General features: G+C 73.0%; 21 protein-coding genes. 7 read left to right on the top strand and 14 right to left on the bottom strand.

Going from position 1 to position 25,519, the window contains the following annotated elements:
* Window positions 1-21: 21 nt before the first annotated feature.
* The 3 genes from amcA to ACIQTO_RS16495 form a co-directional block, all read right to left on the bottom strand.
* Window positions 22-192, bottom strand: coding sequence for a multiple cyclophane-containing RiPP AmcA (amcA, locus tag ACIQTO_RS16505; protein ID WP_402388290.1), 171 nt, complete (start codon window positions 190-192; stop codon window positions 22-24).
* Window positions 189-1,328 carry a cyclophane-forming radical SAM peptide maturase AmcB gene (amcB, locus tag ACIQTO_RS16500; RefSeq protein ID WP_402388289.1) on the bottom strand — a complete coding sequence of 380 codons (1,140 nt, stop codon included), beginning with the start codon at window positions 1,326-1,328 and terminating at the stop codon, window positions 189-191. The genes amcA and amcB overlap by 4 nt, the downstream gene beginning before the upstream one ends.
* A gap of 217 nt (window positions 1,329-1,545) precedes the next feature.
* Complete coding sequence (locus ACIQTO_RS16495; RefSeq protein ID WP_402388288.1) at window positions 1,546-2,025, bottom strand: ATP-binding protein; 480 nt, start codon at window positions 2,023-2,025, stop codon at window positions 1,546-1,548.
* A 241-nt stretch (window positions 2,026-2,266) separates the two neighbouring features.
* Between ACIQTO_RS16495 and ACIQTO_RS16490 the strand changes: the two genes are divergently transcribed.
* The 3 genes from ACIQTO_RS16490 to ACIQTO_RS16480 are packed head-to-tail and all read left to right on the top strand — an operon-like array spanning window position 2,267 to window position 4,306.
* Entirely contained in the window at window positions 2,267-2,593 is a 327-nt protein-coding gene (locus ACIQTO_RS16490; protein ID WP_402388287.1) for a putative quinol monooxygenase, read from the top strand.
* The gene (locus tag ACIQTO_RS16485) at window positions 2,590-3,828 is read left to right on the top strand and encodes a helix-turn-helix domain-containing protein (RefSeq protein ID WP_402388286.1); all 1,239 of its coding nucleotides are present in this window, start codon (window positions 2,590-2,592) and stop codon (window positions 3,826-3,828) included. Before ACIQTO_RS16490 ends, ACIQTO_RS16485 begins: the two co-directional genes overlap by 4 nt.
* A 4-nt stretch (window positions 3,829-3,832) precedes the next feature.
* Window positions 3,833-4,306: a hypothetical protein gene (locus ACIQTO_RS16480; protein ID WP_402388285.1), complete on the top strand. Its 474-nt coding sequence runs from the start codon at window positions 3,833-3,835 to the stop codon at window positions 4,304-4,306.
* Between the two features lie 52 nt (window positions 4,307-4,358).
* Here ACIQTO_RS16480 and ACIQTO_RS16475 read toward each other — a convergent pair whose 3' ends face one another.
* The gene (locus ACIQTO_RS16475; RefSeq protein WP_402388284.1) at window positions 4,359-4,961 is read right to left on the bottom strand and encodes a superoxide dismutase; all 603 of its coding nucleotides are present in this window, start codon (window positions 4,959-4,961) and stop codon (window positions 4,359-4,361) included.
* Window positions 4,962-5,122: 161 nt separating this feature from the next.
* Between ACIQTO_RS16475 and tsaD the strand changes: the two genes are divergently transcribed.
* From tsaD to ACIQTO_RS16460, 3 genes are all read left to right on the top strand, one after another.
* Complete coding sequence (tsaD, locus tag ACIQTO_RS16470; RefSeq protein ID WP_402388283.1) at window positions 5,123-6,190, top strand: tRNA (adenosine(37)-N6)-threonylcarbamoyltransferase complex transferase subunit TsaD; 1,068 nt, start codon at window positions 5,123-5,125, stop codon at window positions 6,188-6,190.
* Window positions 6,191-6,379: 189 nt separating this feature from the next.
* The gene (locus ACIQTO_RS16465; protein WP_402388282.1) at window positions 6,380-8,689 is read left to right on the top strand and encodes a collagenase; all 2,310 of its coding nucleotides are present in this window, start codon (window positions 6,380-6,382) and stop codon (window positions 8,687-8,689) included.
* 373 nt (window positions 8,690-9,062) lie between these two features.
* Entirely contained in the window at window positions 9,063-11,393 is a 2,331-nt protein-coding gene (locus ACIQTO_RS16460) for a collagenase (protein ID WP_402388281.1), read from the top strand.
* A gap of 67 nt (window positions 11,394-11,460) precedes the next feature.
* Here ACIQTO_RS16460 and ACIQTO_RS16455 read toward each other — a convergent pair whose 3' ends face one another.
* From ACIQTO_RS16455 to ACIQTO_RS16445, 3 genes are all read right to left on the bottom strand, one after another.
* Window positions 11,461-11,949, bottom strand: a complete 489-nt coding sequence (locus ACIQTO_RS16455; protein WP_402388280.1) for a DUF5990 family protein — start codon at window positions 11,947-11,949, stop codon at window positions 11,461-11,463.
* A gap of 80 nt (window positions 11,950-12,029) precedes the next feature.
* Window positions 12,030-15,350, bottom strand: coding sequence for a type 2 lanthipeptide synthetase LanM family protein (locus tag ACIQTO_RS16450; RefSeq protein ID WP_402388279.1), 3,321 nt, complete (start codon window positions 15,348-15,350; stop codon window positions 12,030-12,032).
* A gap of 133 nt (window positions 15,351-15,483) precedes the next feature.
* On the bottom strand, window positions 15,484-15,663 hold the full coding sequence (locus ACIQTO_RS16445) for a hypothetical protein (protein ID WP_402388278.1): 180 nt from the start codon (window positions 15,661-15,663) through the stop codon (window positions 15,484-15,486).
* A gap of 404 nt (window positions 15,664-16,067) precedes the next feature.
* Between ACIQTO_RS16445 and ACIQTO_RS16440 the strand changes: the two genes are divergently transcribed.
* The gene (locus ACIQTO_RS16440; protein ID WP_402388277.1) at window positions 16,068-16,580 is read left to right on the top strand and encodes a histidine kinase; all 513 of its coding nucleotides are present in this window, start codon (window positions 16,068-16,070) and stop codon (window positions 16,578-16,580) included.
* A gap of 110 nt (window positions 16,581-16,690) precedes the next feature.
* On the opposite strand, the gene ACIQTO_RS16435 is transcribed toward ACIQTO_RS16440, so the two are convergent.
* The 7 genes from ACIQTO_RS16435 to ACIQTO_RS16405 all read right to left on the bottom strand — a co-directional run bounded on the left by ACIQTO_RS16435 (window position 16,691) and on the right by ACIQTO_RS16405 (window position 25,437).
* A complete protein-coding gene (locus ACIQTO_RS16435; RefSeq protein WP_402388276.1) occupies window positions 16,691-17,908 on the bottom strand; it encodes a serine hydrolase domain-containing protein in 1,218 nt (405 codons plus the stop codon).
* Between the two features lie 175 nt (window positions 17,909-18,083).
* Window positions 18,084-19,142 carry a LacI family DNA-binding transcriptional regulator gene (locus tag ACIQTO_RS16430; RefSeq protein WP_402388275.1) on the bottom strand — a complete coding sequence of 353 codons (1,059 nt, stop codon included), beginning with the start codon at window positions 19,140-19,142 and terminating at the stop codon, window positions 18,084-18,086.
* 127 nt (window positions 19,143-19,269) lie between these two features.
* Window positions 19,270-20,985 (bottom strand): glycoside hydrolase family 36 protein, encoded by a 1,716-nt coding sequence (locus ACIQTO_RS16425; RefSeq protein ID WP_402388274.1) that lies wholly within the window; start codon window positions 20,983-20,985, stop codon window positions 19,270-19,272.
* Window positions 20,986-20,987: 2 nt separating this feature from the next.
* Window positions 20,988-21,866 carry a carbohydrate ABC transporter permease gene (locus tag ACIQTO_RS16420; protein ID WP_402388273.1) on the bottom strand — a complete coding sequence of 293 codons (879 nt, stop codon included), beginning with the start codon at window positions 21,864-21,866 and terminating at the stop codon, window positions 20,988-20,990.
* On the bottom strand, window positions 21,863-22,786 hold the full coding sequence (locus ACIQTO_RS16415) for a carbohydrate ABC transporter permease (RefSeq protein WP_402388272.1): 924 nt from the start codon (window positions 22,784-22,786) through the stop codon (window positions 21,863-21,865). Before ACIQTO_RS16415 ends, ACIQTO_RS16420 begins: the two co-directional genes overlap by 4 nt.
* Window positions 22,783-24,126 (bottom strand): extracellular solute-binding protein, encoded by a 1,344-nt coding sequence (locus ACIQTO_RS16410; protein ID WP_402388271.1) that lies wholly within the window; start codon window positions 24,124-24,126, stop codon window positions 22,783-22,785. The genes ACIQTO_RS16415 and ACIQTO_RS16410 overlap by 4 nt, the downstream gene beginning before the upstream one ends.
* A 156-nt stretch (window positions 24,127-24,282) precedes the next feature.
* Window positions 24,283-25,437: an aminotransferase class V-fold PLP-dependent enzyme gene (locus ACIQTO_RS16405; RefSeq protein ID WP_402388270.1), complete on the bottom strand. Its 1,155-nt coding sequence runs from the start codon at window positions 25,435-25,437 to the stop codon at window positions 24,283-24,285.
* Window positions 25,438-25,519 lie beyond the last annotated feature (82 nt).

Here is a 25,519-nt window from a genome sequence, read left to right as displayed (position 1 = left end):
GGGCCCAGCATCGTCGGCGGGCTACTTCTTGTTCCAGTTGTCCCAGGTCGGCCGGTTGTCGAACTTGGGCGTGTTGTTGGCCCAGGTGGGCCGGTTGTCGAACTTCGCGACGACGGAATCGGCTGTCGTCGCCTCCACCAGATCGGTGATCACGTCGGCTTCAGTGGTGGCCAACAGTTCGAGCAGGGTCATGCTGCGGTCTCCTTGCGGACGGTATCGGACAGGGCGACGAGAAGGGCCTGCCGCGACACGCGGCAGTAGCTCGTTTCGGTGGTGTCGAAGCTGCCGTTCTCGAAGTACCGGTTGCCAGCCTGCGCGCCCCGGCAGAAACCGAAGAACTCGCAGGTGGCCTCGCACGCGTCCAGGCCGGTCAGGAACTCGTCCACGTAGCGCAGTCGGTGGGCGGCCGCGAGCATCTCGCCGATCGTGTGGTCCAGGACGTTTCCGGCCCTGAAGTTCCGGTAGGCGGGCGCAGTAATGCCCGCCAGCTCGGGGGACAGGAGAACGACATCTCCGGCAGACGACACGGTGGGGATCGGGTCGATCAACACCGCCCGGCTTCCGTTCCCCATCCGCAGCGAGCGCAGGTATCCGCCGAGCCTGTCGATCTCCCGCACCTTCAGGCCCGGATGCCTGCGAGTCCACGCGATCGTGCGACGCCAGAACTCGGTGGCATCCTCGAAGGACGGGGTCAGCCGATCAGTGCTGACGCCCTCGCTCTCCTCGATGTTGAAGCCGACCGTGTGGCACCCCAGAGAGTCGAAGAATTCCAGCAGTTCCTCGGGCCGCCCGATGCTCTCCGCCGTCACGACGGCGATCACGGAGAAGCCGATCCCATGGCGACGAAGCCGGAGAATCCCCTTGATGATGCGATCGAAGATCGGCCGACCGCGCCGGTCCACCCGCGCGGTGTTGCAGCCGGCCGGGCCGTCGACGCTCACGCCCACACGGACCTCGCGTTCGGCGAAGAACTCGCACCACCGGTCGCTGATCAGAGTGCCGTTGGTCTGCACGTAGTGGTGCAGTGCCCCCGCACGGCGCAGGGATTCGAAAGGCTCGGCGAGCTCGGTGAAACGCCGCACCCCGACCGTGAGCGGCTCACCGGCGTGCCATACCAGATCGACCGGCGCGGCGGGAGTCGCGAACTGTGCGGCGGAGCGGGCCACCGCTTCGGCGACGCGAAGCGGCATCGGCGTGCGTCGGCCCTTCTCGGGCAGGTAGCAGTAGTCACAGCCGACGTTGCAGTACCCGTCGGGCTGGACGACCAGGGTTCGCGGTACAGCAGCGATCCTCCGCCGGTACCGCTCACGTCCTGGTGGATCGGACATGGGAATCCCCTCGCTCGGTACGTACGTGTCTCTCGACGGCCCGGCCCGGACCCGCGAGAGCGGTCCGAGCCCGTTCCAGTGCCGTCCGGCGATCCGTCAGCGGGGCCCGACACCGGCGGTCGTCGGTCACAGCCCTTGGCGAACCCGACCGTCACGACGGCCGAGAAGAGAAGCCCCCACACCAGGCGCACCACGGTCGACCCGTCGAGCCCCGTCATCACGCCACCTCGGGCAGGGAGTGGAGGTCGCAGGCCGTGCCCCACCCGTGGGTGGGGCACGACGTTTCAGCGGGTTCCTGGAACTCGAACCAGACGACCTTGCCCATCCCCGCCGGGTACCACCCCCAGGCCTGCGCCAGCTCCGCCACCAGCAACAACCCACGCCCACCGCAGGATTCGGCTTCACGCTCCCGCCGTGGGAGTGCCGGGCACCGATCCGCGACCTCCACCCGCAGTCGTCCGGCACGGCGCCGGACGGTCACCGTGCAGGCGGGCTCGGTGTGCACCAGAGCGTTGGCGATCACCTCACTCGCACACAGCTCCACGTCCTGGAGCACGCCGGGCGCGAGTGCCACGCCCCAGTCCCGCACGACCGCCATCACCATCCGCCGTGCCGCCGGCACCGCCTCCACACCCGGCGGCGCACCCCACTCGACCGGAACCGGGAACCGCGCGGTGCTGAGCGGACTGACGATCATGTTCCACCTCATTGCTCCTCCATCGCTTCAGGTGGGCCTGAGAGCGTCATCGGCTCTCAGGCCCACCCACGAGGCAGCGGCCGCCCGTGGACGGCAGCGGAAGGGACGCCATTCGTAGCACTCAGCCACGGTGGCACCACTTAAAGTAGTCGCAGAGAATCTGCGAGTCAAGGAGTTCTGCTACTCGCAGCTCTTCATCGACTCGTGCGAGACTCAATCCTCCAGCCGGAAGGGGAGAGTTATGGGGTTCGGTCTTGTTGTGCGCTTCGTCGCCCGCGACGCGGTAGCGGCCCGCGCCTTCGACGAACTGGCGAGGGAGGCGCTCGAAGGAATCCGATCCGAGGAGCCCGGCACCCTCGTCTACGTCAATCACGCCGTACCGGACGAGCCGCGCGTGCGAGTCTTCTACGAGCTGTACGCGGACCGGGAAGCGTTCGAGGAGCACGAACGCCAGCCCCACACCCGCCGGTTCCTGGCCGAACGCGGCCAGTACCTCGAATCGTTCGACGTCACGTTCCTGGACGAGATCGCCGGCAAGGGCTCGTCCGGCGACCAGGCCGCCCGGTGAACCCCGATGAGCAGCGGGCGTTCGGCGCCCGGGTCGCCCAGCTCCGCAAGAGTCGCGGCATGAGGCAGGATCAGCTCGCCGCCGCCATCAGTCGAACCGCCAGTTGGGTGTCTCAGGTCGAGCGTGGCGTTCAACCGGTGGTCCGCCTCGACGTACTCCAGCTGCTGGCCAACGGCCTCGGCGTGTCCATTCAGACGCTGCGGCCCGACGCACCGTCACCCGGGGTGCCCGCGCACTCGACCGCGGACCGGCCCAACGACCTCGACCTGGCGCGGCTGTCGCTCTCGGGGCATCCCGCTCTCGATGCGCTGCTCGACGACAGCTCCCCGGCAGAGACTCCCGACCTCACCGAGCTAACCGCTGCCGTCGAAGGACTCTGGCACCTGACGCACAGCGCGCGATTCGCCGAGTTGAGCACGGCCATGGCCGATGTCCTGCCACGGCTGGAGCGGGCAGCACGGACCTCTGCCCCGGACGAACGCCCCGAGATCCATCTCCTCCTCACCCAGGCCTACCAGGCTGTCGCAGCCGCCTTCGTCCGCCAGGACGAAGGCGACGCGGCATGGGTGGCCGCAGATCGAGCCGTCCGAGCGGCCGAACAGTCCGGGCACCACCTGTACGTCTTTGCCGGCATCTACCGGCTGGCCCACGCGTTCGTCCGGCTTCAACGACTCGACCAGGCAGAACACGCAGCCGGGAGCGCGGCGGCCGCCCTACGGCGCTACGCCTCGACAACCAGCCCGTCGCCGGAGGCACTTTCCGTACTCGGCGCACTCCACCTGGTTCTCGCGTTGGCCGCCGCCCGCGCCGGCCAACGCGACAAGGCACGGAACGAACTCGGCACCGCCCGCGAGATCGCGGCCCGACTCGGCGAGGACCGCAACGACTTCAATCTGGAGTTCGGCCCCACCAATGTGGAGATCCAGGCCGTCTCGACGGCGGTCGACCTCGGCGACGCGGGCGAGGCCCTGGACCTTGGCCACCGGATCGACGCCGGGCAGCTCTCGTCCGAGCGGAGGTCCAGGCTACTGATCGACCTCGGGAGGGCCCACGCTCAGAGGCGTCAGCTCGGGGAGGCCCTCGAATGCCTCCTGCGCGCCGAGGAACTGGCACCCGAGAGCGTCCGGGCCCACGTGGCGGCCCGGGCGACGATCCGTGAACTCATCCTCATCGCAGGACGGAGCGCACCACCGGAGCTGGCGAAACTCGCCAAGCGCGCGAACGCCGTGGGGTGACGGAATGCGGATCGGGATCACGGGGCACCGAGGGCTCACAGCCGAGGTGGAGGGGCAGATCCGGTGGCTGCTGGAAGGCGCGCTCGCGGGAGAGGACCGGAGCCGGCTGACCGTCGTGTCCTGCATCGCGGACGGGCCGGACGCGTGGCTGGCCGAGGTCGCGCTCGACCGGGGCGCCCGACTGGAAGTCGTCGTGCCGGCCGACGAGTACCGGGCCGGGCTTCCGGAATGGCATCACGACGTCTACGACCGACTGCTGCACGGCGCGGCCGCCGTTCACCGGATCGGGCGGGTCGAGTCCGACGAGGCGGCCCACATGGCGGCGAGCGAGCTTCTCGTCAGGCAGGTCGACCGGCTCCTCGCCGTCTGGGACGGCCTGCCGGCACGCGGGTTCGGCGGGACGGCGGACGTCGTCGCGTACGCGCGGCGGCAGGGTGTGCCGGTGGAGGTGCTGTGGCCGGAGGGAATGCGGAGGTGAACCGGCCCCGGACCGCGTGCGGTCCGGGGCCGGCCCCCTTGCGTTGGCCCGGTCAGGCCGCGGTGACCGCCGCGAGGCGGGTCGAGACGTCCTGCCAGTTGACGACGTCCCAGAGCTTGGTGACGTAGTCCGGGCGGACGTTGCGGTACTGCAGGTAGTACGCGTGCTCCCAGGCGTCGAAGGCCAGCAGCGGGGTGGTGCCCTGGCCGACGTTGCCGTGGTGGTCGTAGACCTGCTCGACGATCAGGCGCTTGCCGAGCGGCTCCCAGGAGAGGATGCCCCAGCCGGAGCCCTGGACGCCGGTGGTGGCGGTGGTGAGCTGCTTCTTGAACGCCTCGAAGCTGCCGAAGTGCTCGGTGATCGCGTCGGCGAGGGCGCCCTCGGGACGGTCGCCGCCCTCCGGGGAGAGGTTCTCCCAGAACAGCGAGTGCAGCACGTGGCCGGAGAGGTGGAAGGCGAAGGTCTTCTGCAGGCCGACCAGACCGCCGAACTGCTCCTTGTCGCGCGCCTCGGCCAGCTGCTCAAGGGTGTCGTTGGCGCCCTTGACGTAGGCCGCGTGGTGCTTGGAGTGGTGCAGCTCCAGGATCTCGGCGGACATCGCCCGCTCCAGGGCGGAGTAGTCGTACGGCAGGTCGGGAAGCGAGTAGGTGCTCATCAGGAGACGGGCCCTTTCAGCGAGTTCAGCGGTGGTGATCGTGCCGGGACCACACTATTGCGTATGGCTTGCAGGAACGAAGGGTGGGCTCCTGCATATTCCCCGTGTCCCGTCGTGCACAATGGACGCTCGAATGTAATGAGCGCTAAGGGTGTGTGACCATGACCGGATCGCCGGTGGTGCTGGGGATCGAGTCGTCCTGCGACGAGACCGGCGCCGGCCTCGTCCAGGACGGGCGGCTGCTCGGTCAGGCGCTGGCGTCCAGCATGGACGAGCACGCCCGCTTCGGTGGTGTGGTGCCGGAGATCGCCGCCCGCGCGCACGTGCACGCGATGGCCCCCGTCGTCCAGGAAGCCCTGAGGCAGGCCGGGCTGACCCTCGCCGATGTCGGCGCCGTCGCGGTGACGGCCGGGCCCGGCCTCTCCGGGGCGCTCCAGGTCGGGGTGGCCGCCGCCAAGGGCTACGCCTTCTCGCTCGGCGTCCCGCTCTACGGCGTGCACCACCTGGCCGGGCACGTCGCCGCCGCGACACTGGACGGCGGGCCGCTGCCGAACCCCTGCGTGGTGCTGATCGTCTCCGGCGGGCACACCTCGCTGCTGCTGGTCCGCGACCTCGCCCGCGATCCGATCGTCCACCTCGGCGACACCCTGGACGACGCGGCCGGCGAGTGCTTCGACAAGGTCGCCCGGATCCTCCACCTGCCCTACCCCGGCGGGCCGGCGATCGACCGGGCCGCGCGCGAGGGCGACCCGAAGGCCGTCCGCTTCCCGCGTCCGCTGACCGGCCGCGACGACGCCCCCTACGCGTTCTCCTTCTCCGGCCTCAAGACCGCGGCCGCCCGCTGGGTCGAGTCCCACCGCGCGGCCGGTACCGAGCCGAACGTCGCCGACGCGGCCGCCGCGCTCCAGGAGGCGATCGCCGACGTGCTGACCCGCAAGGCCGTCAGGGCCTGTACCGACCACGGGATCTCGACCCTGGTGGTGGTCGGCGGCGTCGCGGCCAACTCCCGGGTCCGGGCGCTGGCCGAGCGGCGCTGCGCCTCGGCGGGGATCACCCTGCGGGTGCCGCCGCTACGGCTGTGCACCGACAACGGCGCGATGGTCGCCGCGATCGGCGACCTGCTGGTCCGGGCGGGTGCCGAGCCGGCGCCGGCCGGGCTGTCGATCGACCCGTCGGCGCCGCTGGAGTTCGCGGCGCTCACCCCGCTCGCCGCGCCGCGGGCCGCCTGACCCGCTCCCCCGCGACCCCGGCCGCCCCGGCGATCTGACTGTCTTCTGACAACGTTTCGGTTGCGGCGGGGATCAATCCGACCTGAGGCCTTCCCGCCACCGTGCGACATGTGCCATTTTACATGTCACACATCGAGCGGTCGCGTCCCCCAACAACGCGGCCCCGAACGGCCCCGGAGGCCCCCACAGATGCGTCCCTCCCGGATATCCAAGGCCACGATGCGCGGCGTGCCCGCGCTCGGCGCGGCCTTCTTCATCGCGCTCGGCCTGCTCGCCCCCCAGAGCCAGGCCGCACCGGTGGGATCGGCCGCACCCGCGGCCAAGGCCACCACCGGTGCCCCCTCGGCAGCCGCGCCGAAGTCGATCCCGGTACCCAAGTCCCCCGACGCGAGCACCGGCGGGCGCCCGCTCGCCGCCGAGAGCGCCGGCAAGGAGACCGCCACCAAGGCGGCCCCGCAGACCCCGGCCGCCGCCACCAAGAGCGCCAAGCAGTTCTCGGCCGCCGCCGCGGGGGTCGACTGCAACATCTCCGGCGTGATGGCCGCCTCGGGCAGCGCGCTGGTCCAGCAGCTCAAGGCGCTCCCCGACGTCACCTGCACCTACCCGCTGTTCGACCTCACCGGAACCGACGCCGGCAAGGTCTTCAACGAGGCCCAGATGGTGACCGTCTCCGACGCGCTGCGCACCGCCTCGGCCGCCTACACCGGCGACAACAGCGCGGGCATCGGCCAGCTGGTGATGTTCCTGCGCGCGGGCTACTACGTGCAGGGCAAGAACACGGCCGCCGTCGGCAACTACGGCACCCCGCTGAAGACCTCGATCCGCGGCTCGCTGGACGCCTTCTTCGCGGCCCCGCGCAGCCAGGACGCCACCGAGGCCAACGGCGCGACCCTCAACGAGGCCGTCACCCTGATCGACAGCGCCGACGAGAACGGCCGGTACGCCGGCGTCGTCAAGCGCCTGCTGGCCGGCTACACCAGCGGCTGGCCGAAGGCGATGGCCACCGCCGTCCAGCACGCCGGGTGGGTCATCGAGGGCGGGTTCGACGCCAAGCGGGCCGACACCGGCTTCGTCGCCGCCCTCCAGGCCGACCCGACCATCGCCACCACCTGGGCCGCCTTCGTGACCCGCAACGCCGCCCAGATGGACGGCGGCGACGTGGTCACCAGCATCGGCATGATGCTCGGCAACCTGGTCGGCAACGACGCGCTGCGGGCCCAGGGCCGCCCGCTGGTCAAGGACCTGATCAACCGGTACCCGCTGGTCGGCGCCACCGGCCCGCTCACCATGAACCTGGTCTGGTTCGCCGAGAAGCAGGACAAGGGCAACTGTTCCTACTACGGCACCTGTGACCTGCCGACCCGGCTCGTCCCGCTGGTCCTGACCGTCAACCACACCTGCAACGCCAACCTGCGGATCCGCGCGCAGGACATGACGGCCCAGCAGCTGTCGGACACCTGCACCAGCCTGATCAACCAGGACGCCTTCTTCCACAAGGTCATCAAGGACAACGGGGCCATCCCCGGCGACCTGAACACCAACCTGGAGGTCGTCGCCTTCGACGACTACTACAACTACTCGCTGTACGCCTGGATCATGTACGGCATCGAGGTCGACAACGGCGGCATGTACGAGGAGGGCAACCCGGTCGCGGCCGGCAACCAGGCCCGCTTCATCGCCCACGAGGCCGACTGGCTGCGCCCGACCTTCCAGATCTGGAACCTCAACCACGAGTACACCCACTACCTCGACGGCCGCTACAACATGGCCGGCGACTTCGAGGCCGGCATGACCACCCCCACCATCTGGTGGGTCGAGGGCATCGCCGAGTACATCTCGTACAGCTACCGCAACGAGCGCAACGCCGCCGCCATCACCGAGGCCGGCAAGAAGACCTACAAGCTGAGCGAGCTCTTCGACACCACCTACGACAACGCCGACTCGACCCGGATCTACAACTGGGGCTACCTGGCCGTCCGTTACATGCTCCAGTCGCACCCGCAGGACGTGAACACGCTGCTCGCCAAGTACCGGGCCGGTGACTGGAACGGTGCCCGCACCCTCCTGAAGCAGACCATCGGCACCGGCTACGACGCCGACTTCGCGACCTGGCTGACCGCCTGCGCGGCCGACAACTGCGGCACCCTGCCGGCCGCCGACCAGGCCCCGCTCTGCACCATCGCCGACACCCGCCAGTTCGACAAGAACTGCCGCCGGGACAACGTCGCGGCCACCACCGGCAACTACAGCTACAGCTTCCTGAACCTGCCCGCCGGCGTGAAGCAGCTGACCATCACCACCACCGGCGGCACCGGCAACGCCGACCTCTACTACGGCGGCAGCAGCTGGGCCACCACCGGCAACGCCCTGGCCAAGTCCACCAACGCCGGCAACAGCGAGACGCTGACCATCACCAACCCGCCCGCCGGCTGGGTCTACTTCAGCCTCTACGCCCAGCAGGGCTTCACCGGCGCCACCGTCACCACCCAGTACCAGTAGGCCGCTTCACCGGCGCCCACAGGGGGCCGTTGAACACCGAGGGCCCCGCCGCACCGGCGGGGCCCTCCGCCATGCCCGGGAGGGCCCTCCCGGGCCCCGTGGCGCACCCCCGTACCGCCCCCGCGCCGCCGTCGCACTGCCCCCGCGCCGCCGTCGTGGCTCCGTCGTGCCGGCACGCCACCGCCCTGCCCGCGACGCCGAGGGCGCTCGCGCCGCCGCCCGGAGCCCCCGGCCTGACAACGTTTCGGTTGCGGCGAGAAGCAATCCGGTCCGAAGCCTTCCGCATGTGATGCGACATGTGCAATTTTACATGTCACACATCGAAGGCCGCGTTCCCCAACAGCGGCCACAACGGCCCCGGAGGCCCCCACAGATGCGTCCCTCCCGGATATCAGCGGCCAACGCGCGCAGAATTCCCGCGCTCGGCGCCGCTTTCTTCATCGCTCTCGGCCTGTTCACACCCCAGAGCCAGGCCGCCCCCCTCGGCGCCACGGCCCCGGCCGGCGTGAACGCCGCCGGAGCCGCCTCCTCGTCGCCGCGGTCGATCCCGGTCCCCAAGTCGCCCGAGGCGACGAACAGCAGCACCTTCAAGCTCTCCTCGCAGGACTACGGCCAGGAGTCCACCGCGCCCGCCGCGCCGGCCACCGCGCCCGTCAAGGCGGCCAAGCAGTTCTCGGCCGCCGCCGGGGATCCCTGTCCGGATCTCTCCGGGCTGATCAACGCCACGGGCAGCGCGTTGATCCAGCAGCTCAAGGCACTCCCGAACGTCCCCTGCGCCTACCCGCTGTTCAACCTCACGGGCACCGACGCGGCGACCGCCTTCGGCGAGGCCAAGATGGTGACCGTCGCCAACGCGCTGCGCGACACCTCCGCCACCTACCCGGGCGACAACAGCACCTCCGTCGGGCAGCTGGTGATGTTCCTGCGCGCCGGCTACTACCTGCACGAGGTCTACCCGGGCGTCATCGGCACCTACGGTCCGACGCTGGAGACCGCGGCCCACGGCGCGCTGGACGCCTTCTTCGCCGCCCCGCACAGCAAGGACATCACCGACGCCAACGGCGACCTCCTCAACGAGGTCGTCACGGTGATCGGCCAGACCAAGTCGCTCGGCCGGTACACCGGCGTCCTCCAGCGGATGCTCGCCGGCTACAACGGCACCTGGCCGCAGAAGATGAACCTGTCCCTGCAGCACTTCGACTGGATCATCGAGGAGGGCTTCGACCCCAAGGCCGACAGCCAGGGCCTGAAGGCGGCCCTCAAGGCCGACGGCAGCCTCCTCACCGCGTGGGCCGACTTCATCACCCGCAACGAAGACCTGCTGAACCGCGATGACATGGTCAGCAACATGGGCCGCTACCTCGGCTACGCCCTCGTGGTCCCCGAGCTCAAGCCCCAGCTCCGGCCGCTGCTCAAGGACCTGATCAACCGGTACCCGAACGTCGGCCCCACCGCCCCGATCACCATGAACCTCGCGTGGGCGACCCGCAAGTTCGACAAGGGCAACTGCGCGGCCTACGGCATCTGCGACCTGAACACCCGCCTGATGCCGGTGATCCTGCCGATCCAGCACACCTGCAACGCGGGGCTGAAGATCCGTGCCCAGGACATGTCCCCCGCGCAGCTGACCAGCACCTGCACCAGCCTGATCAACCAGGACGCCTACTTCCACAAGGTGATCGGCGACAAGGGCGCGATCCCCGGTGACGTGAACACCGACCTGGAGGTCGTCGCCTTCGACGACTACTACAACTACTCGCTGTACGCCTGGTCCTTCTACGACATCGACGTGGACAACGGCGGCATGTACGAGGAGGGCAACCCGGCCCTGCCCGGCAACCAGGCCCGCTTCATCGCCCACGAGGCCAGCTGGCTGCGCCCGAGCTTCCAGATCTGGAACCTCAACCACGAGTACACCCACTACCTCGACGGCCGCTACAACATGGCCGGCGACTTCGAGGCCGGCATCGTCACGCCGACCATCTGGTGGGTCGAGGGCATCGCCGAGAACATCTCCTACGGCTACCGCAACCAGCGCAACAGCGACGCGATCGCCGAGGCCGGCAAGAAGACCTACAAGCTGAGCGAGCTCTTCGACACCGTCTACGACCAGACCGGGGACCCGGACGTCAACTCGAACCGGGTCTACCGGTGGGGCTGGCTGGCCGTCCGCTACATGCTCCAGGAGCACCCCGCCGACATCCAGGCCGTGCTCACCAAGTACCGCGCCGGTGACTGGAACGGTGCCCGCACCATCCTGAAGCAGACCATCGGCACCAGCTACGACGCCGGGTTCGACACCTGGCTGACCGCCTGCGCGACCAACGACTGCGGCCCGCTGCCGGAGGCCCCGGTCACCCCGACCACCCCGCTCTGCACCATCGCCGACACCCGCCAGTTCGACAACAACTGCCGCCGGGACAACGTCGCGGCCACCACCGGCAACTACAGCTACAGCTTCCTGAACCTGCCCGCCGGTGTGAAGCAGCTGACCATCACCACCACCGGCGGCACCGGCAACGCCGACCTCTACTACGGCGGCAGCAGCTGGGCCACCACCGGCAACGCCCTGGCCAAGTCCACCAACGCCGGCAACAGCGAGACGCTGACCATCACCAACCCGCCCGCTGGCTGGGTCTACTTCAGCCTCTACGCCGGACAGCAGGACTTCGCCGGCGCCACCGTCACCACCCAGTACCAGTAGGACCGTCGCGGTAGTCCACGTACCACGGCACTCCCGGCGAAGGGCCCCGCTCCGGCGGGGCCCTTCGTCATGCCCCGGTTCCGGCCGCCCCGGCGGACCAGGTGACCAGCGGCGGCCGGACGGCGGCGCAGAGCGGGTGCCCCTCGGCGTCGGTCAGACCGAGCCGGGCCACCAGCAGGCCACCGCGCACGGCCGCCTCGACGGTGTCCCGCTCGACCGCCGCCAGCATCAGCTTGGCCCGGCGGAACACCGTGAAGCCGCCGGCCCCGCCCGCGACCCGGGAGAGGTGGACGAACCGGGCCCCCGGGCCGCCCTGGACGTACGGGCCGAGGAGGTCCGGGCCCGGGAGGTCCGGTCCGGCCTTCACCGCGCACTCCAGGGTCCAGACCGCCCCGGCCGCGTCACCGGCCACCGGGTCGAGCAACTCCCCCGGCCTGCCGCGCCGTTGGACCGCGACGTGGATGTCGTCGTAGCCCGGGAGGCCCGGGGCCCCGGGGCAGCTGCGCCCCGGGAGGTCGGTGGCCTCGATCCTGATCCGCACGCTCGTGTCCGCCATGGCACCATCCTGCCGCGCGGGCCCGCGCCGGACCGGCCGGCCGGCACCCGGGACACCACGACCGGCGCGACGGGCCGCGCTCAGCGGACGACCGGCGGCCGCAGGGCGAGGACGGACGGGACGGCCTCGGGGGCGGCCAGGCGCAGCAGACCGTGGCCGATCCCGGCGAGCCCCACCAGCAGCGAGGGACTGTGGACACCGCTCGGCAGACCGCAGACCCAGCCGCGTTCGTCCAGGGCGTCCAGGGTGGCGGCGGCCCGGCGCAGACCGGCCGCCCGCCAGCGGCCGCCGGCGAGCAGCAGCGGCTCCAGGTTGCCGAAGTCGCCGTGGCAGAGGGAGAAGTTGCCCCCGAAGCCGTGCCGCAGCACGGTGTCCAGCGCGGTGTCGCGCTCCTCTCCCAGCCACCCGCCGTCGGCGTCCGGGAGCGGGGACCGCCCTTCGGAGCCGGCCGGCTCCCCCGGGCCCAGCTCGACGCGGGCGAGCGCGATGCCCGCCGCGCCGTGGCACCAGAGCGCCGGGTAGGACGGCGCGTGCGGCCCGTCGTCCTCGCGGACGTCGCGCCAGTTGGCGGCGGCCGGATCGAACAGGGAGCGCTCGTACTCCAGGGCGCCGCGCGCGAGCGGGGGGAGACGGCGGTCGCCGAGCAGGGCGCCCGCCCGGGCCAGCGCCCAGGCGATGCCGGAGCCGCCGTGGGCGAACCCGGCGAGCGGCCGGGACGCGGCGCCGGCCAGCGAGGCGGGCAGCCAGCCCACACCTCCCTCGGGGTGCGGCCGGGCCTGCTCGACCAGCCGTTCGGCGCAGCGGGCCAGCGCGTCGGTCACCGCCGGGCCGGGGCGTACGGCGGCCCAGGCGGCGAGGCCGCCGATGGTGCCGGCACTGCCCGCGAGCAGGTCGTAGTGGACGTCCTCGGCCGCGGTGGCGGCCGCCCGGGCGACCAACAGGTCGGCGAGTTCGTCGAGTTCGGGATCGTGACCGGCCCGGTGGGCGGCGAGCTGGGCGAGCGTGTAGAGCAGGCCGCCGGTCCCTGCCAGTCCGCCGGTGAGGCGGCCGGCCCGGCGGCGGACCTGCCGGCGGAGCGTCGCCTCGGCCGCGGTGGCCGCCCTCCGGTGCTCGCGGTCGCCGCCGACCCGGGCGAGCTGGTCGAGGAAGAGCACGACGCCGGCGGTGCCGCTGTACAGGTCCGGTCCGAGTTCGGCGGGCGCCCAGCGGCCCGGCGGGGCCCAGTTGGGCCCGGTCCAGGCGAGATCGGCGCGGCCCCGGTACGCCTCGCTCAGCAGCTGTTCACCGGCGGCGGCGGCCTTCTCCAGGGCCCGGGCCCGCAGCGCCCCGACCGCCGGCCCGTCCGGAAGGCCGTCGGCCGACGGCTCCGGGAGGCCCTCGGGCGTCGGCCCCGGCCGGGCGTCGGCCGGCCACCCCGGCCGGGCGGCCGTCGAGGCGGCGGCGGTGGGCCGGGGCTCGCGGGCTCCGTCCGCCGTGGTGACGGAGAGGCGCAGCAGCTGCAGCTGACGGGCGAGGTCCTCGGGACCGAGCCGGTCCACCGTCGCCAGCGCCGACGCCAGGGCCGGCCGGGCCGCGACCCCGGGCACCGGGGAGCCGTCACCGGCACGCGCGTCCACGCCGTCCGGGCGGATGGTGAAGACCGGGACGTCGCCGCGCCACAGGTCGGCGCGCTCGTGCGGGAGGAAGGGCAGGGCGTGCTCCTCCCAGGCCGCCAGCGCCCAGAGCCGGTCCAGGTGGCGGTCCTGGTCGAGGGCGTCGCGCAGCAGGTCGGGGTGGCAGCCGGTGGCGAGCAGGCTGCGGTACTCCAGGGTGTCGCGGCGCAGCAGCCTGGTCTCGTCCGCCGCGAAGGCGCCCACCAGGTCGCGGAGCCGCTCCCTGTCCTCGGCCAGCAGCAGGTACGCCTCGGTGAACCCGGCCTCCAGCTCGGCCACGAAGTCGGCGGTCCGCAGCGGCTCGCCGGGCGGGACGGGACGGCTGCCGGCCGCCTCGACCGGCAGCCGCCGGTACTCGACGCGCAGCTCGTCGGTGCCCTCGCCGACCAGCACGGGCACGGCGCGCGGCGGCAGCGCGGCCGGGTCCCAGCCGAGCGCGGAGAGGTCGGCGCCGCCGTTGCCGTCCTCGTCCCACATCCGTTCGGGCAGCAGGCCGGAGCGGAGCACCGAGTGGGCGGCGTCGTGGCGGGCGAGGCGCTCGGACTCGGAGAGGTCCTTGGCGGGTTCGTGCAGGTCGGGGTGGAGCAGGGCCTCCAGATCGATCAGGACGGGCCGGTCGCGGACGGCGAGCAGGTTCTGGGCGTGGCAGTCGACCGCGTCGAGCACGTACAGCAGCGCCGCGAGGGCGCCCGCACGGTGGTGGAAGTCCCGCAACTCGGCCCGGTCGCGGGCCGGTTCGGCGGTGACGTGGGCCACCCAGCCGTAGCCGTCGCCGAGCAGGTGGGGCAGCACGGTCAGCGGCAGGCGCAGCCTCGGGTTGAGCCGTTCCACGAGGTGCTGGAAGTGCAGCTCGGCGCCGAGCGGGCGCGGCTTGTAGACCACCCGCACGTCGTCCTGTTCCCAGGTCAGCGCGCAGACGGTGGCGCCACCGCGGTGCGGGTCGCCCAGGCCGGTGGCGAGTCCGGTGAGCCGGCCGAGCGGGCGGCCGGCGGCGAAGGTGCGGGAGAGCGCCGGGAGGTCGGCGGCGAGCCGGCGGAACAGGGTGAGGTGGGTGTCCGTCCACTGCTCGGCGGCCACCGCGAGGCGGCGGGCCAGCACCGGGTACTCGGCGAGGAGGCGCAGCGCGCGCTCCGGTGCGGTGAGCGCGGCCAGGAACCCCCGGTACCGCTCCTCGGCGGTGGCGCCGGTCAACTCGCCGGAGAGCCGGGCGACATGGAGTTCGGTGATCACGGTGCGGACGGCCAGGGCGTGCGCGGCGGCGGTGAGCGCGGGCGTGACCAGCGCGGTCAGCTCCCCGGGGGTGCCGAGGGCGGTCAGGCCGGGGTCCGTCGCGCCGAGGGCGGCGAGGCCGGCCCGCAGCCGCTCGGCGGCGTCGGCCAGCAGCGGGGCGACGAGGGCGGCGAAGGCGTGCCGCTCCTCGATCACCGGCGCGCCGGCCGGGTCGGGCGTCTCGAAGGCGGCGGCCAGCCGCTCGGCCCACGGCTCGGGCCTGCCGAGGCGATCGGCCAGGGCCTCGGGCGACTCGGCGAGCAGGGCGCGCAGCGCGTCCGGGTCGAGTCCGTCGGCGGCGAGGCGGCGCTCGAACCAGCCCGGCCGGTCGAACGGCGGCTGGGCGCGCCAGCGGTCGAGCACCCGGTCGGCCCGGGCGCCCCGCCCCGGGTCGGGGTCGGCAGCGGCGCCGGCCCGTCCGCGCCGGGCCAGCGGAACGGCGCGGGCCGCGGCCCGTCGGAATGCGGACGCGTCGGGCACGACCGGTGCCGCCTCTCTGATCGTTCGGGGTCCCCGGGCTCGGGGCTCGGGTCGGCTCGGGGCTCGGTTCGGTTCGGGGCTCGGTTCGGGGCTCGGGTGGGCGCCCGCGGGCCTCGGGCGCCCACCGGGCGGCTCAGAAGCTACAGAGGCGCGCGCAGCTGGAGAGGGAGTCGCAGGTGCCGTTCCGCACCGCGGCGGTGACGTAGACCTCGCCCGCCGGGTCCCCGGCCGGGTGGAGCTGGTGACCCTGGCCGAGGGTCAGCCGGTAGTCCTCGTCCTTGAGTGCGCGGACCTGCTCTGCCGTGGGCAGCATGATGCCTCCTGAAGGGAGTCGAATCCGGTACGGACGTGCCGAACTCCGGATCCTCCCAGCGCGCCACCGGCCAGACCAGGGTCGTGCATCCGCACGACCCGGTTCCGGCCAGGATCGCCCCGGCCACGACGCCGCCGGTCGGACGGCCTCTCCCCGGCCGGACGGCGCCCGGACCGGCCCCGCGTCCGCCCCGCGGCGGCCCTGCGGCTGACCGGAATCCGGACGGTGGCGCCCGGGCCGAGCGGCCGGCACGTTTGAACGCGGACGGTCGAGGACGCCGGCTCCCGAGAACCCGGGCAGCCGAGGACGCCGTCCCCCGAGGACGCCCCCACTCCTGTGGCAGTCCCACCCGGCCGCCGTCAGGATGGGAGGCCAGGGCCCAGCCCCGACCCGATCGGAGTGCGATGACCGACCAGCACAACGTCGTTCTGCTGACCTTCCCGGACCCGTCCACGTGCCGTCCCGCGTTCGAGGAGGCGGAGCACCTGCCCGGCCTGCGGCAGGCCGCCGTCCTGGAGCGGTCCGCCGACGGCCTGCTGGAGACCAAGGACGGCTACGCCCGCGGCGCCGGAGTGGCCACCGTGGGCTCCGGCGTGGTCGGCGGCCTGATCGGACTGCTCGGCGGGCCGATCGGCTCCCTGCTGGGCTTCGCGGCCGGTGCGGCGCTCGGCAACGCCGCCGAGGAGGGCCGGGCCGCCACCGGCGGGGCCGGGCTGATCGTGCTCTCGCCGCGGGTGCCGGACGGGACGGCGATGCTGGTGCTGGACATCCGCGAGGAGTCCCCGGCGGCCGCCGACGAGTTCGCCGCCCGGCACGGGGCCGCGGTCGAGCGGATCCCCGCCGAGGAGTTCGCCGAGCAGGTCCGCGCCGCCGAGGAGCGCGCCGAGGAGTCCCCGGAGGGCGGTCCGGGGGCCTGACGGCGGTCGGCGCGGAGCGGCCCGGGCCGCACTCAGTCGACTCGGCTCCGGGTAACCGGCCCGCCGCCAGGCGTGCCTGACGAATCGTCAGTCAGGCAGCGCCCGAGTGGCTAGCGCGGGGGAACCGGGCGGTCGTAGACGTTGTCCGGGGTCGCGATCTCGGTGATCGCCCGGGCGAGCAGGGTGGACGGCTCCTGGCCCTGGGAGCGGATGTCCGTGTTGATCTCGATCACGAGGGTGGCCCGCTGCGCGGGCAGGTAGACGGTCACGGTCTCGTAGCCGGGGATGGAGCCGTTGTGTCCGATCCATCCGCCGGTCTCGAAGATCCCGAGCCCGTAGCCGGTGCCGGGGAACCCGGTCGGCAGCACCTTGAGCCGCTCGCGCTGGGTCCGCGGGCTGAGCAGCGTCCCGGTGGCGACGATCCTGGCCCAGCGGCGCAGGTCGTGCAGGTCCGAGATCATCGCCCCGGCCGCCCAGGCCCAGCTCGGGTTCCAGTCCGTGGCGTCCTCGGTCGCGCCGCTCGGCGTCTGGTCGGTGTAGCCGCGCGGGTGCGGCTCGGGGAACTCGGGCCCGGTCGGGAACAGCGTGCGGTGCAGTCGGGCCGGGCGCAGCACCCGCTGCTCGATGAAGTCGACGAGGCGGTGGCCGCTGACCTTCTCGACCACCAGGCCGAGCAGGACGAGGTTGGTGTTGGAGTACTGGAACGTCTCCCCCGGGCCGAAGGTGTTCGCGTGCTTGAAGCCGTAGGCGAGCACCTCGCGCGGGGTGAAGGAGCGGCTCGGGTCGCTCTCCAGTGCCTGGATGAAGTCCGGGTCGGCGGTGTAGGGGAACAGGCCGCTGCGCATCTCGGCGAGCTGGCGCAGGGTGATGTCGGTGCCGCAGGGCACGCCTTCGACGTAGTCGGAGATCGGGTCGTCCAGCCCGATCAGACCGTCGTCGACCAGTTCGAGCAGCGCGGTGACGGTGAAGGTCTTGGTCTCGCTGCCGATCCTGGTGTACCCGTCGGTGGTCATCGGCCGGCCGGTGGCCCGGTCGGCGACGCCGGTCGCGCGGACGTAGCTCCCCTTGCCGGGCATCCACAGTCCGACGGCGACGCCGGGGACGCCCGCCTGCCGGCGGACGTCCTCGATGGCCCGGTCCAGCCTGGCGGTCAGTTCGGGGCCGAGGCCGCCCGCCGGGTCGTCGTCCTGGTCGTACCGGTCGAGCCGGTCGTACGGGTCGGCGCTCGCGGCGTGGACGGCCGTGGCGGGAGTGGCTGCTGTCGGGGCCAGTACGGACAGCGCGAGGAGCGCTGCGGCGATCAGGCGGCGGGACGGGGTACGTCGCATGGCGGGCGCCTCTTTCCATCTCAGGGGCTCAGATGGCAAAGGTCACCACTCGGACCCCGGGGGGAGGTCCCCGTCCGGTACGCCTCCCGGTGAGTCCACTCGTTCGGCGCCGCGCCGCCGCCGCGGGCCACCGGCGGGTGCCCGGACCGGCGCACCGCCGGTCCGGGCAGCCGGCTCACCCCGAGCTGTCCCGGACGATCAGTTCGGCCCGCAGCACCAGACCCCCGCCCGACGGCTGCTCGCCCCGGACCTGGGCCAGGAGCAGCCGCACCAGTCCGGCCGCGATGGCCGGCAGGGGGAGCCGGACGGAGGTCAGCGCGGGGTACAGGTGCCGGCAGAGCGGGGTGTCGTGGAAGCCCACCACCGCCACGTCCCGGCCGACGGTCAGTCCTTCGGCCCGGACCGCCTCGTAGACGTCGAGGGCCAGCAGATCACTGCCCGCCGCCACGGCGGTCGGCCGGCCGGGCCCGCGCAGCAGCGCCCGTACCGCCGCCACGCCGGCGCCGGAGCGCTCCGCCCCGGCGCCCCCCGTCGCGGTGCCCCGCCGTGCCGGCTCCACGACGGTCAGGCCCCGCCGGTCCGCCTCCGCCCGGAAGCCCTCGCGCCGGTCGGCCATCCACGGCAGGGCGGCCGCGCCGCCGACGAAGCCGACCCGGCGGTGGCCCCGGTCCGCGAGGTGCCCGGCCACCTCCGCCGTCGCCGCGGTGTTGTCGATGTCCACCCAGTGCTGCGGGCGGTCCGCGCCGGTCCGCCCGAAGGCGGCGAACGGGACGCCGGCCCGCACGACGTGGGCGACCCGGGGGTCGTCCGTCAGGACGTCCGCCAGCACGAGGCCGTCCACCTGGCGGGCCGCCAGCAGCTCGTCGATCGCGGGCCGGGGGTCCGCCGTGCCGGGTGCCGGGCGGAAGAGCAGCACCCGCTGCCCCTCGGCCCCCGCCGCGTCGACCAGGGCCTCCAGGAAGCCGGCCATCAGCGGATTGGGGTCGAACGGGTCGTCCACCGGGGCGAGGTAACCGAGGGTGCGACGGGCCCCGGTGCGCAGCGCGCGGGCCGACTGGTCCGGCTGGTAGCCGAGCCGTTCGACGGTCGCGGTGACCCGGGCCAGGGTTTCCGGCCGGACCTTCTGCGGTGCGTTGATGGCGTTGGAGACGGTCTGCCGGGACACCCCGGCAGCGCGGGCGACCTCCTCGATCGTGGTGGCGCCGCGGCGCGGCCGGGCCGCTGCCTCGGACATGGGTCCTCCGCTCGGTCGGTCTGGGGGTCGTGCGGTCACGGAGCCAGGCAATCACACGGCCGCCCCGGACCGGCGGCCGGTCGGGCCACCGGTCCGGACCGGCCGCCCGGCCCGGGGTCGCCGGGGGTCAGGGCCGGCGCAGCGTCAGCAGCCCGCCGCGCGGCACGGGGACGACCACCGACCCGGTCAGGTCGAGGGCTCCCTGCTGCAGGACGCGGCCCCGGGCGTCCTGGACGGTGGCCTCCGCCTGTCCGGTGCCACCGACCAGGTGGACCTCGGGGTCGTTGTCGGCGTTGGCGACCAGCAGTGTGCGCCACGACTCGGCGACCGCCCGGACGGGCAGCGGGGCGTACCGCGCGACCGCCACGGTGTCCGGGCCGACGGCCGTGACCAGCGGGTAGCCGAGGTCCGGCCGGGCCGGGCGCAGCTCGCCGAGCTGCAGGGTGGCGAGGTGCTCGCGCACGATGCCGAGCCAGAAGGCGAGGACCTCGCGCTGCTCGGGGGTCTGGGTCGCCAGGTCGACGGAGATCTGCGGCACCGAGAACAGCACGTTGATCAGGTGGCAGGCCACCTGCTCGGGCGGCTCCGCCGGGTGCCACATGAGCATGTCGGCGTGGACCGCCATCGGCCCGGCGACCAGCCGGGTGTCGATGGTGCGCTGCCGGTTCTCGGCCGGGCTGAGCGGGCAGTCGGTGGCCCGGACCATGGTGGTGTACGGCCAGAGGCCGGGGCTGACGTAGGGCTGGCGGTGCTCGATCATGGCCTGCGGCCGGACGGCGGTGATCCGGCCCCGGATCGCGGCGAGCAGCCGCTCGACGCCCTCGGCCACGGTGGCGCAGTCCGCCTCGGGTCCGGCCTCGGGCGGGTCCTGGACGTCGAACCAGTCCACGAAGTCGATCTTCAGGCCGTCCATCCCCCACTCCTCGACCGCCCGGGCCAGCCGGTCGGTGAGGTGCTCCCGGACGACGGCGTAGCGCGGGTCGGCGACGATCGCGCCCATCCGGTCGTTCTCGCGCAGCGCGTACCGGCCGAGCTTCTTCGCGGCCTCGCTGTCCACGCCGATGAACGGCAGCGCGTACCAGAGCATGTACTGGACGCCGAGGTCGTGCACGCGCCGGACGTGGGCGGCGGTGTCGGGCAGCGAGACCGGCTCCCAGTCCCCGCAGTGCGCGTAGCCGCGGGTGCGGTCGCCGGTCATCCAGCCGTCGTCGACGATGATCACGTCGAGCCCCAGCTCCTTGCCGAGGGCGGCCTGGGTCTCGACCGCCTCGGGGCTGACCTCCTGGTGCAGCGAGTACCAGGTCGAGTAGGCGGGGAGGCGGGCGGCGTCCGGGACGTCGGCCTCCCGGCCGGCCCACCACCAGCCGGCGATGCCGGCCAGACAGCGGGCGAAGTGCCGGCGCGAGGTGTCGATCCGGACGGTCAGCCGTCCGGTGGCCTGCACCCAGAACCGGAACTCGCCGGACTCCTCGACGACTCCGGCACCGGCCAGGACGTCCACCCGGTCGGCGGCGAAGGCGCAGATCGCGACGTCACCGGTGCCGACGAGCGCGGCGACCGGCGCGCCGCGGGTGAGCGCGGTCCGCCGCGGCGCGCTCCAGGCCGCCGGCAGCCAGCCGCTGAGGCTGGACTCCGGGGTCCAGAAGGCGGTCGCGTCGACGCACGGGACGCGCCATTCGATCCGCACCTCGCCCGCGTCGGCCGCGGTGACCTCGATGACGCCCTGGTCGGTCACGCGCGCCGTGGCCTCGCCGGTGACCAGCAGCTCCAGCCCCTCGACGGCCAGCGGGCGGGGCCGGCCGGCGGCGGCCGCGCCGGCGTGCGGCTCCCAGATCTGTTCCATGGTCAGCCCTTCGTAGCGCCGGCCAGCAGGCCGGAGATGAACTGCCGCTGAAGGACCAGGAAGAGGACCATCATCGGCACGGTGGAAACGGCGGTCCCGGCGAGGATCGCGCCGTAGTCGGTGGTGCTCTTCATGCCGTGGAGCGTGGCGAGCGCCACCGGCAGGGTGTGCATGTCGGCGCTCCGCAGTGCGATCAGCGGCCAGACGAACTGGTTCCACGACCCCAGGAAGAGGAAGATGGACAGCGCGGCGAGCACCGGGCGCATCACCGGGACGACCACGCTCCACAGCACCCGGAACTCGCCGGCGCCGTCGACCCGGGCGGCGTCCAGCAGTTCGTCCGGCATCCCGCTCAGGGACTGGCGCATCAGGAAGATCGCGAACGGCACGCACAGGCCCGGGAGCACGACGGCCTGGTAGGTGTCGAGCAGGCCGAAGGACATCATCATCTTGAACAGCGGCACCAGCATCACCTGCTCCGGCACCACCAGGGTGGAGAGCAGCACCGCGAACAGCACGGTGCGGCCCCGGAACCGGAACTTGGCGAAGGCGTAGCCGGCCAGCAGGGCGACGATCAACGCGCCCACCGTCTGCAACCCGGCCACCAGCAGCGAGTTGACGAGCACCCGGCCCAGCCCGATCTTGGCCTGGAGGCGGTCGACGTTGTCGCCGAAGGCGTCGCCGGGCAGCAGCGCGGGCGGCCAGGAGAAGATCTCGCTGTCCTTGTGGCTGGCGGCGACCACCAGCCAGTAGAAGGGGCCGACCGAGAGCCCGGCGACCCCGGCCAGCACGAGGGTCAGGGGCAGGCCGCGCAGTCGCGTCCTCCGGGCGCCGCTACGGCTGCCGCGCCGACGCCCGCTCTCCGTGGTCACGGTACTCATGAGCGCTCTCCCATCAGGCGCATCTGGATGGCGCCGAGCACCGACACGATCAGGGTGAGCGCGTAGGCGATGGCGGAGGCGTAGCCGAAGTCGAAGTACCGGAAGCCGTTCTCGTACAGGTACATCGACACGGTGAGGGTGGCGTTGTCCGGGCCGCCGTGGGTCAGCACGTAGGGCTCGTCGAAGAGTTGCAGCGTGCCGATGGTGGAGAGCACCACCGTGAAGAGCAGCACGGGCCGCAGGGCCGGCACGGTGATCGACCAGAAGCGGCGCAGCGGTCCGGCGCCGTCCACCATCGCGGCCTCGTACAGCTCCTTGGGGATGCCCTGCAGGCCGGCCAGGTAGATGACGGCGTTGTAGCCGGTGTAGTGCCAGGTGAGGACGAGGACGACGGACATCCGGGACCAGAACGGATTGCCGAGCCAGTCCACCGAGGGCAGGCCGACGGCGTCCAGGAGCCAGTTGACGGCGCCCTGGTCGGTGTTCAGCAGGAAGGCGAACATCACGCCAGTGGCCACCAGGCCGGTGACGGAGGGCATGAAGACGCCGAGCCGCCACACGGCGCGCCAGCGCACGAAGACCGAGTTGATGCCGACGGCCAGGAAGAGCGCCAGGACGAGCATCAGCGGCACCTGGACCACGAGGATCACGCCGGTGTTGCGCAGGGCCGTCCAGAACAGCGGGTCGTCCAGCAGTCGCCGGTAGTTGGCCAGCCCGGCGCCCTTGGTGGCCGAACCCGCGCCGGTGGTCAGCGAGAGCAGCAGCGAGGAGATGATCGGGTAGGCCTTGAACACCGCGAAGAGGATCAGCGCGGGGGCGAGCAGCAGATAGGGCAGCGCGCGGCGGCGCAGCACCGCCCGGCGCCGGGCCGGTGTCGCCACCGCCCCGGCGGGCTCGACGAGTCGGGCGGTGGCGGTCATGCGATGGTGCGCCCGGTCTGCTGGGCGAGCTGCTTCGCCGCGTCCTGGAGCACGGCCGCCGGGTCGCCGCCCTTGACGAGGACCTTGACCTGGGCGTCGCTGGCGAGCTTCAGCGCGCGGGCGTAGTCGCCGGAGTAGTTGGTGGCGTCCGCGCCCTCGCCGAGCAGGTCGGCGAAGGTCTTCAGGACGGGCTGGCCGCCGTAGAAGCGGTTCGGCGCCGCGTACATCGGATCCGCGTAGGCCGCCGTCAGGGAGGGGAAGACGCCGCCGGCGGTGAACATGCCGTTGACCGAGGCCGGCCGGGTGAGCGCGTACTCGACGAACTTCCAGGCGGCGACCCGGCGGGGGCTGGAGGCCGCGACGGCGAGGTGGGTGGAGTTGACGATCGCGGCGCGCTTGCCGCCGGCGGTGACCGCCGGGGGCCGGGCCAGCCGCCAGTTCCCGCTCTGGTCGGGGAGCTTGGTCTCCAGGTAGTGCGCGGCCCAGGCGGGCAGCGGGGCGACGGCGACCTTGCCGGCCTTCACCAGGTTGAGCCAGCCCTGGTCACCGGCCGCGTCGCCGACCAGCCCGGCGTCGTCCAGGCGCTTGAGGATGGTGAGCGCGCGCACCGCCTCCGGGGAGCCCAGGGTGATGGCGCCCTTGAGGTCGAAGTAGAAGGCGCCCTGGAGCTGCATCAGCGACTGCAGGAAGTCGAGGTCGGTCTCGGGGGTGGCGGGCTTGTTGATGCCGATCAGGGATATCCCCGGGTTGGCCGCCTTGAACGCGTCGGCGCCGGCGAGCACGTCGTCCCAGGTCTGGAAGGTGCTCGGGTCCAGGTTCGCCTTGTCGAAGTAGTCCTTGCGGTAGTAGAAGCCCAGCGGGTTGACCTCCCAGGGCAGCGCGTAGGCATGACCGTCCTTGCCGCTGACCACCGGCCAGAGCCCTTGGACGAACTTGTCCTTGTGGGAGTCGGCGCCGAGCGCCGAGAGGTCGGCCAGGCCGCCGGGGAACTTCTCCAGGTAGCCGGGGAGGTAGTCGCAGCCGATGTGCAGCACATCGGCGAGGCCCTGCCCGCCGGCGGCCAGGCCGACGGTGATCTTGTCCCAGATCGCCGGGTTGCCGACGTCCTGGACATCGATCTTGATCCCCGGGTTGTCCTTCTCGAAGGCCGGGACGACGCCGCGCAGCGCCTGGGCCGCGGTGGTCCAGGACCAGACGGTGACGGTGCCGGTGGCGGCGTCACCGCCGCTGCCGGAGAGGGAGTCGGACCCGCCGCAGGCGGCGAGTGCGCCGCCTGCGGTGAGGGCGAGCGCGCCGGCGCCGGTGGCGCGCAGCAGGTCCCGACGGGAGACAGATGACATGGCTGACCTCTCTGAGGGGTGGTGGTGGGGTGGGGCACGGCGCCCCCGCGGGTGGCGACGAGGTGCGACGGGGTGCGACGGAGAGCCGGAGCGACGGGCGGGGCCGGTCGGGCCGGCGGGGCGGGCGGACGGGAGGCGCGGGGCGGCGGGGGCCGGTCAGCCCGTGGGCACCGCGCCCAACGCCCCGGTGAGACGGGCGACGGCGTCCGGCCGGTCGGTGGAGGCGTGCGGCGAGAGCCGGATCCAGGGCGTGCGCAGGGTGGTGGCGAGGCCGGCCGCCGTCAGGGCCTCGTGAACGGCCTGCGGGTCGGCGCCCGGCAGGCGGAAGCGGCCGATCCCGCTGCCGGTGGCCGATCCCGCGCCGGCCGGGCGCTCCCCGGGGCCGGCCGCGCCGCCGCCCGCCGTCCGCGCGCCCACCGTGCGGGCGGCGGCCAGCAGGGCGTCGAGCGTCTCGCCGATCCGGGCGTTGATCGGCCCGACGCCGACCGCCCGGACGAGCTCCAGGGCCGCCCCCAGGGCCGCGACGGCCGGTCCGTCGGGGTTGGTGAGCGTGTGGGCGACGGCGCCCGGCCGGGGCGGGCGCGGGTGGTGGCTCGCGCCGATCGGGTCGATGACGCCGGACCAGCCGCCGAGCCCGGGTTCGAGCAGCCCGGCGACGCGGTCGCGCACCATCAGCAGTGCGGCGCCCCAGCCGGCCCGGAGCCACTTCTGGCCGCCGGAGGCGAGCACATCGGCGGCGTCGGCGTCGAAGTCGACCGCGCCGAGTGCCTGGATGGCGTCCACCACGAGGACCCGGTCCGGTCCGATCACCTCCTTGATGGCGGCCAGCGGCGCCCGGAAGCCGGTCGCGGAGTCCACCGCGCAGACCGACACCGCCCGCACCCGGTCGTCCAGGTGGGCCCGGACGGAGTCGGCGGTGACCGGACCGTCGATCAGGCGCACCGCGAGGCGGCCGTGGTCGGCCGCCCGCAGCCAGGGGTAGACGGCCCCGGGGAAGTCGTCGCGCCCGACCAGGACCACGCCCTCGCCCCGGACGGCGTGCGCGGCCGCGAACATTCCGTGCGAGGTCGACCCGACGAAGGCGATCTCGTGCGGCAGGCAGTCGAGCAGCTCCGCCGCCGTCCGCGCCGTCCGCGCCACCGAGCGGTCCAACTCGTCCAGCGCGGCGAGCCCCTGGCCGTGCATCAACTCGGCGGACCGGGTCAGCACCGTACGCACGTCGGCCGAGACCGGCCCGACCCGCGCGAAGTCCAGATAGCCGGCCGGCTCGTCGAACTGCCGCAGGTACGCGGGGAGAGTCCACGCCGACATGAGACAACCCTTCGATTTGAACGTTCAAACAGACATAACTCATCAGAACCAAACAGGTTCGAACGAGAGAGCCACAGTGAAG

This window comes from Kitasatospora sp. NPDC091207 (assembly GCF_044768625.1).
GTDB lineage: Bacteria > Actinomycetota > Actinomycetes > Streptomycetales > Streptomycetaceae > Kitasatospora.
Note: the sequence above shows the minus strand (reverse complement) of the source record. Positions and strands in the feature narration are given on the sequence as shown.